The sequence below is a fragment of the Pseudomonas sp. 9_2_1 genome (assembly GCF_059295275.1).
Map to the genome: position 1 here is coordinate 720,839 of NZ_CM181239.1, position 17,607 is coordinate 738,445.

The following is a 17,607-nucleotide window of genomic DNA, read 5'->3' on the forward strand; positions in this document are numbered from 1 at the left end:
GCCGGGACCGCTTTGCGGTCCTTTCGCGACACAAGGCCGCTCCTACAAAGGCCGTCGTTGCACCTGAGCCCAATGAAAAAGCCCGGCACTAGGCCGGGCTTTTTCACATCAGGCGAGCGCCGATCAGTTGCCGTAAACCGGCAGCTTCTTGCAGATGGCCTTGACCTTCTCGCGCACGGCGTCGATCACCGCGTCGTTGTTCAGGTCAGCCAGGATGTCGCAGATCCAGCCGGCCAGTTCCTTGCACTCGGTTTCCTTGAAACCACGGGTGGTCACGGCTGGGGTGCCGAAACGCAGGCCCGAGGTCACAAACGGCGAACGTGGGTCGTTCGGTACCGAGTTCTTGTTGACGGTGATGAAGGCTTTGCCCAGCGCGGCGTCAGCGTCCTTGCCGGAGATTTCCTGCTTGATCAGCGACAGCAGGAACAGGTGGTTTTCAGTACCACCGGAAACCACGTCGAAACCACGCTCGATGAACACGCTGGCCATGGCCTGGGCGTTTTTCACCACTTGCTGCTGGTAAGCCTTGAACTCAGGCTGCAGGGCTTCCTTGAAGCAGATGGCCTTGGCCGCGATGACGTGCTCCAGCGGGCCGCCCTGGGCGCCCGGGAATACCGCCGAGTTCAGCTTCTTCTCGATGTCGGCGTTGGCACGGGCCAGGATCAGGCCGCCACGTGGACCGCGCAGGGTCTTGTGGGTGGTGGTGGTGACCACGTCGGCGAACGGCACCGGGTTCGGGTATACGCCAGCTGCAACCAGGCCGGCAACGTGAGCCATGTCGACGAACAGGTAGGCACCAACCTTGTCGGCGATGGCGCGGAAGCGGGCGAAGTCCAGCACCTGCGAGTAGGCCGAGAAGCCGGCAACGATCATCTTCGGCTTGTGTTCGACAGCCAGGCGCTCGACTTCGTCGTAGTCGATCAGGCCGTTGCCGTCGATGCCGTACTGCACGGCGTTGTACAGCTTGCCCGAGGAGCTTACGGAAGCACCGTGGGTCAGGTGGCCACCGTGGGCCAGGCTCATGCCCAGGATGGTGTCACCGGCCGACAGCAGGGCCAGGTAGACGGCAGCGTTGGCCTGGGAGCCTGCGTGCGGCTGGACGTTGGCGTAGTCGGCGCCGAACAGCTCCTTGGCACGGTCGATGGCCAGTTGCTCGACGATGTCGACGTACTCGCAACCACCGTAGTAGCGCTTGCCCGGGTAGCCTTCGGCGTACTTGTTGGTCAGGACCGAGCCCTGAGCTTCCATGACTGCCGGGCTGGTGTAGTTTTCCGAAGCGATCAGCTCGATATGCTCTTCCTGGCGCAGAGCTTCTTGCTGCATGGCTTCGAAGAGCTCGGCGTCGTACTTGGCAATGGTCAAATCACGGCTGAACATGGCGGTCCTCAAGGATCGGGGGTGAGTTAGGCGGGCATTCTAACCGATTGATTCGCGGCTGGCATATGAAGTGGCATCAAGTCGCGGACCAATGGGGCTCATGTTGCATCCCGCGCCGCGTCTGGGCTGGATGGGCATTCGAGTTGACTTTTAAGTCCGGTTTTTTGGGGGCGCTTTGCGCCCCATCGCCGGCAAGCCAGCTCCCACAGGTACCGCATCAACTTCAATGCCAGCGCGAATCCTGTGGGAGCTGGCTTGCCGGCGATGAGGCCAGTGCAGGCTGCATCAATGGAACATGAACAACGTCTCGTTGGCGAACTGCGCCTCGAACTGATGCGCCGGCATCGGCCGCCCGAACAGGTAGCCCTGCACCTCGTCGCAACCATGCTCACGCAAGAACTCCAGCTGCTCGTGGGTTTCCACGCCCTCGGCGATTACCGCCAGGTTGAGGCTGTGGGCCATGGCGATGATGGCCCGGGCAATCTGGGCATCCTGTTCGCCTTCGGGCAGGCCGTCGACAAAGGTGCGGTCGATCTTCAGCACGTCGATGGGGAACTGCTTGAGGTAGTTGAGCGACGAGTAGCCGGTGCCGAAGTCGTCCACCGCAATGCTCAGGCCGAGGTTTTTCAGGCTGGCCAGAATCTGCAGCGCCTCGTTCACCTCGCGCATCAGGATGCTTTCGGTCAGCTCCAGTTCCAGGCAGGCCGGCGGCAGGCCGCTTTCCTCGAGGATGTTGGCGATACGCGTGCCCAGCTGGCCATCGGAGAACTGCCGCGCCGAGATGTTCACCGACACCTTTGGCACCCGCACCTTGGCTTTGTGCCAGGCCTTGAGCTGGCGACTGGCCTCGCGCAGCACCCAGTCGCCTACGTCCACCACCAGGCCCAGTTCTTCGATCACCGGGATGAAGTCGCCCGGCGGCACCAGGCCGCGGGTCGGGTGGCGCCAGCGCAACAGCGCTTCGGCGCCGGTCAGGCGCTTGCCGTCGCCGCTGAACTGCGGCTGGTAGTAGAGGATGAACTCGTTCTGCTCCATGGCATGGCGCAGGTCGCTTTCCAGCTCCAGGCGTTCCAGGGCACTGGCGTTCATTTCCGCCTGGTAGAACTGGAAGTTGTTCTTGCCGCGTTCCTTGGCGTGGTACATGGCGGTGTCGGCGTTTTTCATCAGCTGGCTCAGCTCGCTGCCATCCTGCGGGCTCAGGGCGATGCCGATACTGGCGGTGACGAAGAACTCGCGGTTCTCCAGCACGAACGGCCGCACCAGGCTGCCGAGAATGCTCTCGGCCACGTGGATGGCGCGGTTCAGTGCCAGTTCGCGGGTGGGGCGCGGTTGCAGTAGCAGGGTGAACTCGTCGCCGCCCATGCGGGCCACGGTGTCGTCGTCGTCCACGCAGGCCAGCAGGCGCAGGGCCATGTCCTTGAGCATGCGGTCGCCTGCAGCATGGCCCAGGGAGTCGTTGATCGGCTTGAAACGGTCCAGGTCGAGGAACATCAGCACCACCCAGGCCTTCTGCCGCTCGGCTTGCTGCAGGGCGTTGTACAGGCGGTCCTGGAACAAGGTGCGGTTGGGCAGGTGGGTGAGGGCGTCGTAGTAGGCCAGGCGGTGGATGCGCTGTTCGCTGGCCTTGCGCTCGCTGATGTCGGTGAAGAAGCACACGTAGCTGGCCAGGTCGCCTTCGTCGTCCAGTACCGCAGTAATGCCCACCCAGGCCGGGTAGTGGTCGCCATCGCGGCGCTTGAGCCATACCTCGCCTTCCCAGCTGCCGCGCTGGTGCAGTTGCTTGACCACATAGCGCAGGTGACCTTCCTGCTGCTGATCGACGGTGAGCATGCCCGGCAGCTGGTCGAGCACCTCGCTGACCGCATAACCACTGACGCGGCTGAACGCCTCGTTGGCCTGGACGATATAACCGGCCGGGTCAGTGATGAGGATGGCCGAGGTGGAGTGTTCGAACACCGTTGCGGCCATGCGCAGGTCTTTTTCCGCGCGGCGTTGCTGGCTGATGTCGCGGCCCACCCCGAGCACGCCTTCAAAGCGCTGGTCATCGTCCCATACCAGCACCAGGCGCAGCTCGATGGGGATCTTGCGGCCGTCGGCACGCAGGCAGTCGAACAGGAACAGCTGGGTCGGCAGCTGGCTGCGCAGCTGGGCCAGCTGGGCCGGGTCGCCCATGGCCGTGCTGACGCGCTCCATCAGGCTGTAGACGCCGGTGAGCTGCGCCGGGTTGGCAATGATCGACTGCCAGCCGTTGGCAAAGATCCAGTCGGCCTGATAGCCGAGCACGTTTTGCACCGAAGGGCTGACATAGTTGAGCTTGAGCAGGCTGTCGGTGGAGAAGATCACGTCGCTGATGCTTTCGGCGAGCATGCGGTAGCGCTGCTCGCTGTCGCGCAGCGACTGGCTGGCCTCGATCTGCACCGTGACGTCCTTGCCCACGCCGATGATGCGCGTTACCAGGCCATCGGCGTCGCGGGTCAGGACCTGCTCGCGGATGTCGTAGCAGCGCCAGCCGCCATCGCGGTGGCGGAAGCGCAATTGGCAGTGCAGCGGCTGGTCATGGCCGCTGTCGCGTTGTTGCTGGCGCAGGGCCTGGTAGTGCGCGGCGTCCTCGGGGTGCAGCAGCAGCTCCCAGAAGCGCTCGCCCATCTGCGCAAGCTCGGTCCGGTCGTAGCCCAGGGTCTGGCCGAGGTGGCGGTTGCTGAAGATCATCCGCTGGCTGGCGACGTCCTGCACGTACAGCTGGTCGGGCACGGTGCGCACCACGTCCGACCAGAAGCTTTCACGCTCCAGCAGCGACAGCTCGACCTGTTTGCGGCTGGTGATGTCGCTGATGCTGAGAATCACCGCCTGGTAATCGCGGCGCTGTTCCGGCAGGCGCGCCATCAACCACAGGTGCAGCTCGCCGCCCAGCGGCGCAGGCAGGCGGACTTCCAGCTCCAGCAGCGGGCGTTGTTCGATCAGGGCGTCGATCAGTTGCATGCCAACGCTGTCGCGGCCATCGCCACTGCCATCGATCAGCCGTTGCCAGGCCCCTTCGTGGCACTGGATATTCAGCAACTGCCGCGCCACCTGGTTGACTTCGGTGATCTTCAGCTCCAGCAGCAGCGAGCGGCGCAGGTTCGGGTCCAGGGCCAGGCTGTGCTTGAGTGCGGCGCGGTTGCGCAGGTGGTAACGGTCGAGCTGGCCGGGCAGGCTGGACAGGTCGAGTACGCACAACGCCACGCCGGTACCTTCGAAAATTTCCTGGTAGCGCCGGCGGTCCTCCTGCAGGGCCCGCTGGCGGCGGCGCATGTTGATCAGGGCCAGCACCGGCAGCAGGGCGCAAAACAGCACCAGGACACATTTGCCGATCAATGCCGGCAGCAGCTTCTGCCGGGTCAGCGTGGCGTCGAACAGGCCACGCAGCTGCCAGGTGCTGTTGTCGATAAAGGCCAGCATCACGCTTTGCAGCGGTTCGTTGCTGGTGTCGGCCGGCGCATGGCGCTGCAGCACTTCGCCGCTGCGGCTGTTCTCCAGCAGCCACAGCGGGTGGCCACTGCCATCCAGGTGCACGGTGAGGGCGCGGTAATAGTCGGGGGACAGGCGCAGCAGCCAGTAGCCGCGGCCCTGTTCGGCGGACTGGCGCAGCAGCAGGTAAAGGGTGCTGTTATCCGCCGAATTGGTGAAGAAGTACGCACGGCCCTGTTTCAGTTCGAGCAACTCGTCAAGCATCTGGCGGTCGGGGCTGCCGGCCAGGCTGTCGGCGCGCACCTGCCCGGCGCTGTCCAGCCAGGCCACGCTCTGCAGGGCGGGCAGGCGCTCGCGCAGGGTGCGGATCAGGCTGGGCAGGGCAGCAGGCGTCGGCGCATCGACGTAGGGCTGCATCACGTTCACGGCCTGTTGCGCCTTGAACGCCATGTTCAGGCTCAGGTGATCGGCCAGTTCGGCGCTGGCGTCCAGGCTCTGTTTGCGCAGGTCGGCCTGGGTGTGGTTGAACTGGGCGAACAGCTGCCACAGCAGCAACCCCAGCAGGATCAAGGCCAGCAGCGCCAGGGCACCCTTGATCGACCCGCGCAGCGGAGCAGCGGGCGCCTGTGGCGCGGAACGCAGTGACGACGGATGAGTAAGGTTGGTCAAGCGTTGAACCTGCGATTGGGCTGGCGATGGCAGGGATGGATCATGCACGGGGTGTGCCGGTGTCTGGCTGCCGGACCGTGGTGGCGCACTATAAGGCCGGACACCCGAAACGGGCTAGCATGCCTAGGATTATGGCAAAGTGCCAGCCGTGTTGACCGATGGTGACTGCCCGGTGGTTCGGCAAGCCCCTGCAAGCTGTGCGAGAATAGCCGCCGCTTCAATGACCACGCACCGGAGATGTTCGCTTTTGGTTACTCACTTTTCCTCCAATGGCCTCGATTCCGCCTGCGGGCGCAGCAGTCAGACCCTTGTCAGTACTGCCGTGACCGAGGACGTATCCTGCAAGTCCTGCCAGCGCACGCTGAGCAAGCCCGAGTCGGCGGCTGCCGGCAAGAACAAGACCCCTTCGCTGGCTGAACTGCGCAAGACCGCCCAAGCGGCGGCAGAGCCCGCTGTTGCAATGGCTGCTGGCAAGCCGGCTGCCAAGGTTGTCGGCACGGCGCCTGCGGCCGCCAGGCCGGCCCAGGTGGCCGAGCAGCAACCTGCGCGCAGCGCCGGCTTCAGCGTGAAATCCGCCTGGGCATCGCGCCTGGCCGAGCAGGGCGACCGTTGCCGGTTGCCACGGGGCAAGGCCAGGCAGCGTCACGTCTGAGCCATCCCGGTTGCTGTGCCGGCCCTTTCGCGGCTGAAGCCGCTCCCACAGGGTTAGCTTTGGCTTAGAACACTGTGCAGGCCCTGTGGGAGCGGCTTTAGCCGCGAAAGGGCCGGCACAGGCAGCAAATTCCTTTCAGGGATCACACTGATCCCGGCCCACCATCGCCACCTCCTATGCAACGCCGTGCGTTGGCGTAGAATGGTCGTCTTTGTCCAATGACATCCCATGTACATATCCCCCTGGCCCCTGCGCCGGGGCGGTCGTCGATGTCTTTACCTATCTGATTAGAGGGCTTGGTTTTGGCTCAATACGTCTACACCATGCATCGGCTGAGCAAAGTCGTGCCGCCGAAGCGGGAAATTCTCAAGAACATTTCCCTGTCGTTCTTCGCGGGCGCCAAGATTGGCGTGCTCGGCCTGAACGGCGCCGGTAAATCGACCCTGCTGCGGATCATGGCGGGCGTCGACAAGGAATTCGACGGCGAAGCCCGTCCGATGCCCGACATCAACGTTGGCTACCTGCCACAGGAACCGCAGCTGGACCCGAACAAGACTGTGCGCGAAGTGGTCGAGGAAGCGGTCAGCGTGATCAAGGACGCCCAGGCGCGCCTGGACGAGGTCTACGCCGCCTACGCCGACCCGGACGCCGACTTCGACAAGCTGGCCGCCGAGCAGGCCAAGCTGGAGTCCATCCTGCAAGCCGCCGACGGCCACAACCTGGAGCGCCAGCTGGACGTCGCTGCCGACGCCCTGCGCCTGCCGGCCTGGGATGCGCGAATCGAGCACCTGTCCGGTGGCGAGAAGCGTCGTGTGGCCCTGTGCCGCCTGCTGCTGTCGGCCCCCGACATGCTGCTGCTCGACGAACCGACCAACCACTTGGACGCCGACTCGGTGGCCTGGCTGGAGCGCTTCCTGCACGACTTCCCGGGCACCGTGGTAGCCATTACCCACGACCGTTACTTCCTCGACAACGTCGCCGGCTGGATCCTCGAACTGGACCGCGGTGCCGGTATCCCGTACGAAGGCAACTACTCGGGCTGGCTGGAAGCCAAGTCGGACCGTCTGGCGCAGGAATCCAAGCAGCAGAGCGCCCACGAAAAGGCCATGAAGGAAGAACTGGAATGGGTGCGCAAAGGCGCCAAGGCCCGCCAGTCCAAATCCAAGGCCCGTCTGCAACGCTTCGAAGAAATGCAGTCGCAGGAATTCCAGAAGCGCAGCGAAACCAACGAGATCTACATTCCGGCCGGCCCACGCCTGGGCGACAAGGTCATCGAGTTCAAGAACGTCTCCAAGGGCTATGGCGATCGCGTGCTGATCGACAACCTGTCGTTCGCCATGCCTAAAGGCGCGATCGTCGGCGTTATCGGCGGTAACGGTGCCGGTAAGTCGACCCTGTTCCGCATGCTGATGGGCAAGGAGCAACCCGACTCGGGCAGCATCGAGATCGGCGAAACCGTGCAGCTGGCCTGCGTCGACCAGAGCCGTGAAGACCTGGACGGTGGCAAGACCGTGTTCCAGCAGGTTTCCGACGGTTCCGACATGATCAAGATCGGCAGCTACGAGATCCCGTCGCGTACGTACGTTGGCCGCTTCAACTTCAAGGGTGGCGACCAGCAGAAGTTCGTCAAGGACCTGTCCGGTGGTGAGCGTGGCCGCCTGCACCTGGCGCTGACCCTGAAGGAGGGCGGTAACGTCCTGCTGCTCGACGAACCGTCCAACGACCTCGACGTCGAAACCCTGCGTTCGCTGGAAGAAGCCCTGCTGGACTTCCCTGGCGCCGCGATCGTGATCTCTCACGACCGGTGGTTCCTGGACCGTGTGGCTACCCACATCCTGGCCTACGAAGACGACTCGAACGTGGTGTTCTTCGAGGGCAACTACACCGAGTACGAAGCAGACCGCAAGAAGCGCCTGGGCGATGCTGCTGCCCAGCCGCACCGTGTACGGCACAAGAAACTGGCCCAGTAAGCCGGTTTACTGGTGCACAGGAATGGGGCCCACGGTGGCCCCATTTTTGTGCCTGGCTGAAACAAGCCTGCGCCTATATAGGGGGTCTTTTTGTATACACTTATATAAAACGCACCAAATAATTTCAAAAAAACGACATCTCGCCCTATTCCAGTGCAATTGCTTCTTGGTACATTCCTGAAAAAACCAATAAGTCCAAACCCTTCGGTGAGATGTCTACCATGATCGAATCTGTCGACAATTTCCTTGCGCGCCTCCAGCAGCGTGACCCAGGCCAACCCGAATTCCACCAGGCGGTGGAAGAGGTGCTGCGCACCCTGTGGCCGTTCCTCGAAGCCAACCCTCACTACCTGCAATCGGGCATCCTCGAGCGCATGGTCGAGCCCGAGCGTGCGGTACTGTTCCGTGTGTCCTGGGTAGATGACCACGGCAAGGTGCAGGTCAACCGGGGCTACCGCATCCAGATGAGCAGCGCCATCGGCCCATACAAGGGCGGCCTGCGCTTCCACCCGTCGGTGAACCTCAGCGTACTGAAGTTCCTGGCCTTCGAGCAGGTATTCAAGAACTCCCTGACCTCGCTGCCCATGGGTGGCGGCAAGGGCGGCTCGGACTTCGACCCGAAAGGCAAGAGCGACGCCGAAGTGATGCGCTTCTGCCAGGCGTTCATGAGCGAGCTGTACCGCCACATCGGCGCCGACTGCGACGTACCGGCCGGTGACATTGGCGTGGGTGCCCGCGAAATCGGCTTCATGTTCGGCCAGTACAAGCGCCTGGCCAACCAGTTCACTTCGGTGCTGACCGGCAAGGGCATGACCTACGGCGGCAGCCTGATTCGCCCGGAAGCCACCGGCTACGGTTGCGTGTACTTCGCCGAAGAAATGCTCAAGCGCCAGGACAAGCGCATCGACGGTCGCCGGGTGGCGATTTCCGGTTCCGGCAATGTCGCCCAGTACGCTGCGCGCAAGGTCATGGACCTGGGCGGCAAGGTGATTTCGCTGTCCGACTCCGAAGGCACCCTGTACGCCGAAGCCGGCCTGACCGACGCCCAGTGGGATGCGGTCATGGACCTGAAAAACGTCAAGCGTGGCCGTATCAGCGAGCTGGCCGGGCAGTTCGGCCTGGAGTTCCGCAAAGGCGAGACGCCGTGGAGCCTGCCCTGCGATATCGCCCTGCCGTGCGCCACGCAGAACGAGCTGGACGCCGAAGACGCCCATACCCTGCTGCGCAATGGCTGCATCTGCGTGGCCGAAGGTGCCAACATGCCGACCACCCTGGCGGCTGTGGATATCTTCCTGGACGCCGGCATCCTCTATGCGCCGGGCAAGGCTTCCAACGCCGGTGGCGTGGCCGTGTCGGGCCTGGAAATGTCCCAGAACGCCATGCGCCTGCTGTGGACTGCCGGTGAAGTGGACAGCAAGCTGCACAACATCATGCAGTCGATTCACCATGCCTGCGTGCACTACGGTGAAGAGGCCGATGGCCGTATCAACTACGTGAAAGGCGCGAACATCGCCGGCTTCGTGAAAGTGGCCGATGCGATGCTGGCGCAGGGCGTGGTCTGATTCGCGATTCCTGGGGCCGCTTTGCGGCCCTTTCGCGACACAAGGCCGCTCCTACAAGCGATCGCGAGCAGTCAGTCTGTCGCGGTCCGCTGTAGGAGCGGCCTTGTGTCGCGATGGGCTGCAAAGCAGCCCCCTGGGACCTCAATCTCCACCCAAAACCTCAAGCACTTCTATCACCTGCTCTCCCACAGGCCGCCGCCACACCACCTCGTCCCCAGGCCCGGCACCCAGCAACGCCCGCCCCAGCGGCGACCCCCAGTTGATCAGCCCGCGCCCCGCATCGGCTTCATCCTCGCCCACCAGTTGCACCACATGCTCCTGGTCCTGGGCATCGACAAACCGCACCCGGCTACCAATCTGCACCTTGCTGCCCGACGTCGCAGCCGGCACTCGCTGGGCGCTCTGCAACCGCGCATTGAAGTAACGCAGGTCGCGCTCGATATCGGCCAGGCGCTGCTTGTCGCCACGCTCGCCCTGCGCCTGCAGTTCGCTGCGCAAGGCATTCAGCCCGGCCACCCGTTCCTGCAGCTGGCGCAGGCCGCTGGCGGTCACGTAGTTGGGTTGTTCGCTGACACGCCGCTCAACCGGTTGGTCGGCCTGGGCGGCGGCCTGGTCTTCGTTGACGAATGCTCGGCTCATGGCGGGCCTCCTTGTGCAGGTGACCATGATCGCAGGCCGGCAGTTTCAACGGATGTCCGTTTGCGACTCAGTCGTGGCGATAGGCCTTGGCGGCGCCACGGTCCTTCTCCTGCTCCCACTCGCGGTCGCGCTGGTCCCAGAAGCGTTCGTGATACTGGCGCTGCTCTTCGCTGTTCTGCATGGCGTGGCACTGGCGGAAGCCGTCATCCCAGCCGGTTTCGTACTGGCGTTCGTGCAGGTAACGCGGCACGTCCTTGCGGAAGTTGCCCACCATCAGCCCGGCCGCCTGGCGACCGCTGCCGCAGCCGTCCTGGAAGCCATCGGCATAGGCGGGAGGGTAACCGTGCTCGACCATCTGCTGATGGGTGGTTTCGCAACCTGACAACAACAACGCGATGCACACGCCGAACCAGTACCGCAACATGACTACAAGACCCTCCAGTTGATGAGAGAGAGTCTAGGTGGCGAGTTGTCGGGGAGGTGTCAAAACAGTGTCAAAGACTCGGTTGGATCACACTGTTGCCTGTACCTGCCCTATCGCCGGCCAGTTCCCACAGGTACTGCACCGGCCCGGCAGGCCCAGGTTATCCTGTGGGAGCTGGCTTGCCGGCGATGAGGCCCGTGCAGGCAACCGGCAACTTTCAGTAGTGATACCACTTCAGCTCCAGCATCACCTCGTTCTGCGCCGTGGCCAGGTGGCTGAATTCCCGCGAAGCGCTCAACCTCAGCCCCAGGTTCTGGCTGATCTCCCACTGCTGGTTCAGGCTCACACTGCGCCGCACCTCGCCATTGGTGAAATAATCGCCCTTGGCCTCCAGCGTCATGTTGCCCAGCCCGTTGCGCCACAACAGCCCGCCATTGAAGCCCGCCGCCGGGGCGATGAACTGGGCGAAGTCGTTGTGATGCTCGACCCGCACCGTACCCAGGGCAAAGCCCAGCAACCCGTCAGCCAATTGCCAGGTACCGCCAGCCCCACCGTTGACGTGGCTTACCAGCACCTCGTCATCATGCTTGCCCGGCACCCGCTCCAGGCCACCGGCTACTTGCCATGACCAGGGTTTGAGCAGCTCGTTGCGGGGTGTCAGCGAGCGGATGGTGGCCAGGTCCAGGCGCTGCACCTGCCAGTCGTTGCCTTCGTACTGGCGCACCTTCAGCTGCAGGATCTCGATCTGCGCACCCAGCGGGAAGCCATAGGCGTTGTCATTCAGGTCGTGGTACGCCATGCGCAGGCCGTATTCGGCGTAGGCACGGTCCTCACGTGTGCCCACGCCCAGCTGCCAGGTGCGTGAGTCGTGGCCATCCTCGGGCAGGCCGGGGCGTTCGATCTGCAGCGGTGGTGGCGGGTTGCTGTTGATCGCCCGCAGCAACTCGAAGCTGCGCCCGGCGCGCGCAGGGTCGCGTTCCTGGCCGTTGGCGCGGTAGCGCTCCAGGCGGTAGGCGGCGTCCTGTACCAGGGCTTGGCGCTCGCGGGGCAGGGCCTTGAACTCAGGGCTTTGCAGGCGCTTGGTGTCGGCGCTCACCGCCAGTACCTGCTGTTTTTCGTCATGGTCCAGCGGCTCGGCACGCGCCAGTAGCTCACGCTCGCGTGACGGGCGATACGTTTCGCTGGCGACCAGGCCGGACTGCTTCACCGCCTTCACCGTGTCGGTGGGGATGGCAGTCAGCGGAAACTGCGAGGTCAGGTCCAGGCTGGGGCGGGCCACCTGCAGCAGCTCCAGCAAACGATACGAGCAGTTCTCGTCGAAGAAGAAGTAGTCGAACTGGATCTGCTTCAGTTCCCACACATGTTCGACCATGCGCCCGGTTTCTTCGGGGGTAAGGTCCAGCTGGTACTCCCACAGGTCGCGGTTTTCCAGGCTGCGGTATTCGGATAGTTTTTCCTGGTAGGGCATCAGCGCGAACAGCCCCGGGTAGCCACCCATCAGGCCTTTCCAGGCATACAGGATGCTGTTGTCGCTGCCTTCGATGTACGCGCCAAAGTTGATTGCATAGCTGAGCAGCGTGGTGTCGTCGCTGCGGGTGCTTGACTGGTCGATGCGCAGCAGGGTGTGGCCGAACATCGATGACGGGCTGTTCAGGTAGGCCGCCGGAAAGATCAGCGCCGCACTGTGCGGATCGATCGACTGGTACCAGGTCTTGAATTCCTGGCAGTCCGGCTGCGGCAGGTCTTGCAGATCAAGCTGCTCGCGCAGCCAGCGGGTGCGCGCCGGGAACACGCACTGGGCGTGTTTGTCGCCCAGGCTGGCCGGTTGGTACAGCGCCTGGACCGTGGCTTGCAGCTCCTGGTCGGGGTGGTGCGCGCCATCCTCGGCGAGGAAGAACGCGTCATCGTCCACATAGCTGCGCCAGCCGCCAAGCTTGGCGGTTTCATAATGGCCCAGGGCAATCCAGTAAGGGGTATTGGCCAGTTGCTGGACACGGCCTTGGTCCAGCACCGGTGCAGCATGAACAGGGGCGCAAGCGATCAGCGCCAGGGAAGCGAGGCGTTTGAGCATATCGGGCAACTACTTCTTGACGATGCCGAAAGAAAGGCGAAACCCGCCCCAGCGCTGGGGCGGGAACAGCTGCGCTTAGGCCTCTGTTGCGTATTTGGCCAAACGTGGGTCGGTTTTCAGGACAGCCAAGGTGTTGCTGTGCACGGTTTCGGCCGTGACATCGGCGCTGGTGAAGATCTGGTTGAAATGCTGGTGAGCCACCGACTCGAAGTAGCCGCGGTCTTCCGGCGCCACACCCAGTACCACGGCATAGGTAGTCAAGGCTTCGCCCTGGCCCATGGCCATGTCTTCCGACAGCTCGTTCATCATGCCATTCATGGCGAACCAGGACTTGCCGCCATAAGTCAGCGAAGCCTTGGTCGAGCAGCCGTTGGTGCCGGAGGTCATACCGAAGGTGGCGTTACCGGAGGTGCCGTTGGTGGTGGAAGCCAGGAAGTGTGCCGGCGTACCGCGCTGGCCTTCGAACAGCATGTTGCCCCAACCGCAGTTCGGGCCGCCTGGCGCTTCGGCCATGGCGTTCAGCGAGACCACGGTGAACAGAGTACCCAGAAGAATCCGTTTCATAGCATTTGTTCTCTTTGTCTTAACCAAGGGTCAGGGTTTCTGGCAACTCGGTTGCCAGGTCGGGAAAGCATTTCACCCACCCGCGCAGCTTGGAGTTTAGGCACGATCTAAAGGTTGCGTTGTTGATTGCGAAAAATTTGCTGTTACATGACTTGCACCGGCTGCGACATAAAGTCTCGCCGAGCCTTGCAAGGCGCGCGCGGGCAGCGCCAGAATGCTGCGTATCTGCCCGCCGAAGTAAGGAAACCCAATGCCCGATCCTGTCGCTGCGCGCCTGCGTCTCGCGCCTGAAGCCCTGACCCGGCGTTTCTCACCCGAGCAGTTTGCCTTTACCAATACCGACGATCTGGAGCCGTTTCGTGGAGTCCTGGGCCAGGAACGTGCTGTCGAGGCCCTGCAGTTCGGCGTGGCCATGCCCCGCCCTGGTTACAATGTGTATGTGATGGGCGAGCCGGGCACCGGCCGCTTCTCGTTCGTCAAGCGCTACCTGAAGGCCGAAGGCAAGCGCCAGCACACCCCGGCGGACTGGGTGTATGTCAACCACTTCGAAGACAGCCGCGAGCCGCGCGCGCTGGAGTTGCCGTCCGGCAGTGCCGGGGAATTCATCAACGACATGAGCGGGCTGATCGACAACCTGCTGGCCACCTTCCCGGCAGTGTTCGAGCACCCGTCGTACCAGCAGAAGAAGGGTGCCATCGACCGCGCCTTCAACCAGCGTTACGACCGCGCCCTGGATGTGATCGAGCGCGCTTCGCTGGAGAAGGACGTGGCCTTGTACCGCGATGCCAGCAACGTGGCCTTCACCCCGATGGCCGAGGGCAAGGCGCTGGATGAGGCCGAGTTCGCCCAGTTGCCCGAAGAGGTGCGCGAGCAGTTCCACGATGACATCGCCATGCTCGAGGAGCGGCTGAACGAAGAGCTGGCCAGCCTGCCGCAGTGGAAGCGCGAGTCGAACAACCAGCTGCGTCAGCTCAACGAAGAAACCATTACCCTGGCCCTGCAACCTTTGCTGGCGCCGCTGTCGGAAAAGTACGCGGAAAACGCGGCGGTCTGCGCCTACCTGCAATCGGTGCAGCTGAACCTGCTGCGCACCGTGGTTGAGCAACTGGTCGACGACAGCAAGACCGACGCGGTCGCACGCAAACTGCTCGAAGAGCAGTACGCCCCAAGCCTGGTAGTCGGCCACCACGCCGACGGCGGGGCGCCGGTGGTGTTCGAGCCGCACCCGACCTACGACAACCTGTTCGGCCGCATCGAATACAGCACCGACCAGGGCGCGCTCTACACCTCGTACCGCCAACTGCGCCCGGGCGCATTGCACCGTGCCAATGGCGGCTTCCTGATTCTCGAAGCCGAGAAAATGCTCGGCGAGCCATTCGTGTGGGACGCCCTCAAGCGCGCCCTGCAGTCGCGCAAGCTGAAAATGGAGTCGCCCATTGGCGAACTGGGCCGCGTGGCCTCGGTCAGCCTGACACCGCAGATGATTCCGCTGAACGTGAAGCTGATCATCATCGGCTCGCGCCAGCTGTACTACGCGTTGCAGGACCATGACTCGGACTTCCAGGAGATGTTCCGGGTGCTGGTGGACTTCGACGAGGACATGCCCATGGTCGACGAGAACCTGGAGCAGTTCGCCCAACTGTTGCGCACCCGTACCAACGAAGAGGGCATGGCGCCGCTGACCAGCGACGCAGTGGCGCGCCTCGCCACCTACAGCGCCCGCCTGGCAGAGAACCAGTCGCGCCTTTCGGCGCGTATCGGCGACCTTTTCCAGCTGGTCAGCGAGGCCGATTTCATCCGCCAGCTGGCCAGTGACGAAATGACCGACTCCGGCCACATCGAACGGGCGCTCAAGGCCAAGGCCACCCGCACCGGGCGTGTATCGCAACGGGTGCTGGACGACATGCTGGCCGGGATCATCCTGATCGACACCGAAGGCGCGGCCATCGGCAAGTGCAACGGGCTGACGGTGCTGGAAGTGGGCGACTCCGCGTTCGGCATGCCGGCGCGGATCTCCGCCACCGTCTACCCGGGCGGCAGCGGCATCGTCGACATCGAGCGCGAGGTCAACCTCGGCCAGCCAATTCACTCCAAGGGGGTGATGATCCTGACCGGCTACATGGGCAGCCGCTATGCCCAGGAATTCCCGCTGGCGATTTCCGCGAGCATCGCCCTGGAGCAGTCCTACGGCTACGTGGACGGCGACAGCGCCTCGCTGGGTGAAGCCTGCACCCTGATCTCGGCGTTGTCGCGTACGCCGCTCAAGCAATGCTTCGCCATCACAGGTTCCATCAACCAGTTCGGTGAAGTGCAGGCAGTGGGTGGGGTCAACGAGAAGATCGAGGGCTTCTTCCGCCTGTGCGATGCGCGTGGCCTGACCGGCGAGCAAGGGGTGATCATTCCGCGGGCCAACGTGGCCACGCTGATGCTCGACGAGCGTGTGCTGCAGGCGGTGGAGAATGGGATGTTCCACGTCTACGCCGTCAGCCAGGCCGATGAGGCACTGAGCCTGTTGGTGGGCGAGGAAGCCGGTGTGCCGGATGAAAAGGGCCAGTTCACCGAGGGCAGCGTCAACGCCCGGGTGGTGGAGCGCCTGCGCGAAATTGCCGAAATGATCGGTGAGGAAGAAATCGAAAGGGCGGAAAAGGAACGCCTGGAAGAGGTGATTGCCCAGGCCAAGCCGGCCTGAGTCAATAAACCGGCGCTAGCGGCGATGTGCTACCGTTCAGCGCCGGTTTTCCAACTTTCTGCGCGGCTATTCTATGCTGGAACTTAGGACAGTATCAGCGTTCAGGATGGAGACAGCCTGAGTTTTTCGGGCTGAACAAGGCTCTATGGAGGGGACGCGGCCATGCGCAACCTCAGCCTCACACGCCAGTGCCTGGGCCTGGTGACCCGCATCGAATGCAGCATTCGCCCGCTGGCCGGGGACAACGGCATGTGGACCTTGCTGTTCGCCGCCGGCATGGCCGGTGAACAACCTTCCGCGATCAAGGCCCAGGGCCCGTTCCATGGGCCGATGGTGGCCGAATCGGTGCTCAATGCCATTGTCGACAGCCTGACCCTGCATGGGTATCAGGTGGCCGAAGACCCGCAGATCTGGTGTCTGCATCTGCAGGCGCAATTACGGCGGATCAATGGCGAGCGCTGTCGCAACCTTGGGGATTACCAGTTTCATCCTGAGACCTGAACGACTGCCGGGGCTGCCGGGCAGCCCCAACACCGGGCTTTTGCTGTAACAGGTGGCTGGCTATACTCGCCGTCGCTTTTTTAGTCACCTGACGAGTCCCGAACTTCATGGAACGTATTCTCGAAAATGCGATGTATGCCTCGCGCTGGCTGCTCGCACCTATCTACTTTGGCCTGTCCCTCGGCCTGCTGGCCCTGGCGCTGAAATTCTTCCAGGAAGTGGTCCACGTCCTGCCCAATGTCTTTGCCCTGAGCGAGGCCGACCTGATCCTGGTGATCCTGTCGCTGATCGACATGTCGCTGGTGGGCGGCCTGCTGGTGATGGTGATGATTTCCGGCTACGAGAACTTCGTCTCGCAACTGGACATCGACGACAGCAAGGAAAAGCTCAACTGGCTGGGCAAGATGGACTCTTCGTCGCTGAAGATGAAGGTGGCCGCATCGATCGTGGCGATTTCGTCCATTCACCTGCTGCGGGTGTTCATGGATGCGCAGAACATCTCTACCGATTACCTGATGTGGTACGTGATCATCCACATGACCTTCGTGGTGTCGGCGTTCTGCATGGGTTACCTGGACAAGCTGACCAAGCACTGAGCCTGGTCGAAGCTGACACCGCCCGTCCGTTGCAAAACGGACGGGCGGTGTCGTTTCTGGCTTGTGCTTTTGCTCTGCCTGTACAAAAAATGAGCTCTCATGCACGGTTCCCACGCGAGGTGCTCTCATGAACCTGCAGAAGCTCAATGCCGAGGCCAGGGCTGGCCATGTCGACGAACTGAACCTGATCGCCATCGAAGGCGGTGACTACCTGCTCGAGGCCCGGGTAAAAGGCCACGCGCATCCGTTGTCCGATGCCCGTGGGGAACGCCTGCGCGTGCACTCGGTGGAGGAAGCCCGCAAGTTGCTGCAAACCATCCCGTTGGTCTCGATGCACCTGGTCCACTGGTCGGTCCAGGACGAAATGTGCGGCATGGGTTCGCACCCTGAAGAAGACCTGAAGGTGCCGATTTCCCAGCGCTCGGCCTGGTAGCTGCTCGCCGCGC

General features: G+C 63.2%; 13 protein-coding genes. 7 read left to right on the top strand and 6 right to left on the bottom strand.

Annotated elements, in window-relative coordinates; genetic code table 11:
- Positions 1–123 precede the first annotated feature (123 nt).
- Together glyA and AC5O5I_RS03245 are read right to left on the bottom strand one after the other, a co-directional pair.
- The gene (glyA, locus tag AC5O5I_RS03240; RefSeq protein WP_172229231.1) at positions 124–1,377 is read right to left on the bottom strand and encodes a serine hydroxymethyltransferase; all 1,254 of its coding nucleotides are present in this window, start codon (positions 1,375–1,377) and stop codon (positions 124–126) included.
- Between the two features lie 285 nt (positions 1,378–1,662).
- Complete coding sequence (locus AC5O5I_RS03245) at positions 1,663–5,493, bottom strand: sensor domain-containing protein (RefSeq protein WP_494512070.1); 3,831 nt, start codon at positions 5,491–5,493, stop codon at positions 1,663–1,665.
- A 247-nt stretch (positions 5,494–5,740) separates the two neighbouring features.
- Here AC5O5I_RS03245 and AC5O5I_RS03250 point away from each other — a divergent pair, with 247 nt between their 5' ends.
- From AC5O5I_RS03250 to gdhA, 3 genes are all read left to right on the top strand, one after another.
- Entirely contained in the window at positions 5,741–6,145 is a 405-nt protein-coding gene (locus tag AC5O5I_RS03250) for a hypothetical protein (RefSeq protein WP_172288137.1), read from the top strand.
- Positions 6,146–6,447: 302 nt separating this feature from the next.
- Positions 6,448–8,115: an energy-dependent translational throttle protein EttA gene (gene ettA, locus AC5O5I_RS03255; RefSeq protein ID WP_494512071.1), complete on the top strand. Its 1,668-nt coding sequence runs from the start codon at positions 6,448–6,450 to the stop codon at positions 8,113–8,115.
- A gap of 221 nt (positions 8,116–8,336) precedes the next feature.
- Positions 8,337–9,677 carry an NADP-specific glutamate dehydrogenase gene (gene gdhA / locus AC5O5I_RS03260; protein ID WP_172232167.1) on the top strand — a complete coding sequence of 447 codons (1,341 nt, stop codon included), beginning with the start codon at positions 8,337–8,339 and terminating at the stop codon, positions 9,675–9,677.
- A gap of 141 nt (positions 9,678–9,818) precedes the next feature.
- On the opposite strand, the gene AC5O5I_RS03265 is transcribed toward gdhA, so the two are convergent.
- The 4 genes from AC5O5I_RS03265 to AC5O5I_RS03280 form a co-directional block, all read right to left on the bottom strand.
- Positions 9,819–10,316, bottom strand: coding sequence for a GreA/GreB family elongation factor (locus AC5O5I_RS03265; RefSeq protein WP_172232170.1), 498 nt, complete (start codon positions 10,314–10,316; stop codon positions 9,819–9,821).
- Positions 10,317–10,383: 67 nt separating this feature from the next.
- Complete coding sequence (locus AC5O5I_RS03270) at positions 10,384–10,740, bottom strand: hypothetical protein (RefSeq protein ID WP_172288131.1); 357 nt, start codon at positions 10,738–10,740, stop codon at positions 10,384–10,386.
- Between the two features lie 217 nt (positions 10,741–10,957).
- The gene (locus AC5O5I_RS03275; protein WP_494512072.1) at positions 10,958–12,811 is read right to left on the bottom strand and encodes an Lnb N-terminal periplasmic domain-containing protein; all 1,854 of its coding nucleotides are present in this window, start codon (positions 12,809–12,811) and stop codon (positions 10,958–10,960) included.
- A 75-nt stretch (positions 12,812–12,886) separates the two neighbouring features.
- A complete protein-coding gene (locus AC5O5I_RS03280) occupies positions 12,887–13,375 on the bottom strand; it encodes a DUF3015 domain-containing protein (protein WP_172233007.1) in 489 nt (162 codons plus the stop codon).
- A 250-nt stretch (positions 13,376–13,625) separates the two neighbouring features.
- Here AC5O5I_RS03280 and AC5O5I_RS03285 point away from each other — a divergent pair, with 250 nt between their 5' ends.
- The 4 genes from AC5O5I_RS03285 (at position 13,626) to AC5O5I_RS03300 (ending at position 17,594) form a co-directional block, all read left to right on the top strand.
- Positions 13,626–16,064 (top strand): Lon protease family protein, encoded by a 2,439-nt coding sequence (locus AC5O5I_RS03285; protein WP_494512073.1) that lies wholly within the window; start codon positions 13,626–13,628, stop codon positions 16,062–16,064.
- A gap of 162 nt (positions 16,065–16,226) precedes the next feature.
- Positions 16,227–16,565, top strand: coding sequence for a PA4575 family protein (locus tag AC5O5I_RS03290; RefSeq protein WP_085673987.1), 339 nt, complete (start codon positions 16,227–16,229; stop codon positions 16,563–16,565).
- Positions 16,566–16,672: 107 nt separating this feature from the next.
- The gene (locus AC5O5I_RS03295; RefSeq protein ID WP_016501546.1) at positions 16,673–17,161 is read left to right on the top strand and encodes a TIGR00645 family protein; all 489 of its coding nucleotides are present in this window, start codon (positions 16,673–16,675) and stop codon (positions 17,159–17,161) included.
- A 127-nt stretch (positions 17,162–17,288) separates the two neighbouring features.
- Positions 17,289–17,594: a DUF6482 family protein gene (locus AC5O5I_RS03300; RefSeq protein WP_172228949.1), complete on the top strand. Its 306-nt coding sequence runs from the start codon at positions 17,289–17,291 to the stop codon at positions 17,592–17,594.
- Positions 17,595–17,607: the final 13 nt, after the last annotated feature.

Excerpts from the sequence above, each read along its gene's own strand:
- gdhA (WP_172232167.1), top strand. The coding sequence starts at position 8,337 with ATGATCGAATCTGTCGACAATTTCCTTGCGCGCCTCCAGCAGCGTGAC.
- AC5O5I_RS03280 (WP_172233007.1), bottom strand. The coding sequence starts at position 13,375 with ATGAAACGGATTCTTCTGGGTACTCTGTTCACCGTGGTCTCGCTGAAC.
- AC5O5I_RS03300 (WP_172228949.1), top strand. The coding sequence starts at position 17,289 with ATGAACCTGCAGAAGCTCAATGCCGAGGCCAGGGCTGGCCATGTCGAC.
- AC5O5I_RS03270 (WP_172288131.1), bottom strand. The coding sequence starts at position 10,740 with ATGTTGCGGTACTGGTTCGGCGTGTGCATCGCGTTGTTGTTGTCAGGT.
- glyA (WP_172229231.1), bottom strand. The coding sequence starts at position 1,377 with ATGTTCAGCCGTGATTTGACCATTGCCAAGTACGACGCCGAGCTCTTC.
- AC5O5I_RS03290 (WP_085673987.1), top strand. The coding sequence starts at position 16,227 with ATGCGCAACCTCAGCCTCACACGCCAGTGCCTGGGCCTGGTGACCCGC.
- AC5O5I_RS03285 (WP_494512073.1), top strand. The coding sequence starts at position 13,626 with ATGCCCGATCCTGTCGCTGCGCGCCTGCGTCTCGCGCCTGAAGCCCTG.
- AC5O5I_RS03275 (WP_494512072.1), bottom strand. The coding sequence starts at position 12,811 with ATGCTCAAACGCCTCGCTTCCCTGGCGCTGATCGCTTGCGCCCCTGTT.
- AC5O5I_RS03265 (WP_172232170.1), bottom strand. The coding sequence starts at position 10,316 with ATGAGCCGAGCATTCGTCAACGAAGACCAGGCCGCCGCCCAGGCCGAC.
- AC5O5I_RS03295 (WP_016501546.1), top strand. The coding sequence starts at position 16,673 with ATGGAACGTATTCTCGAAAATGCGATGTATGCCTCGCGCTGGCTGCTC.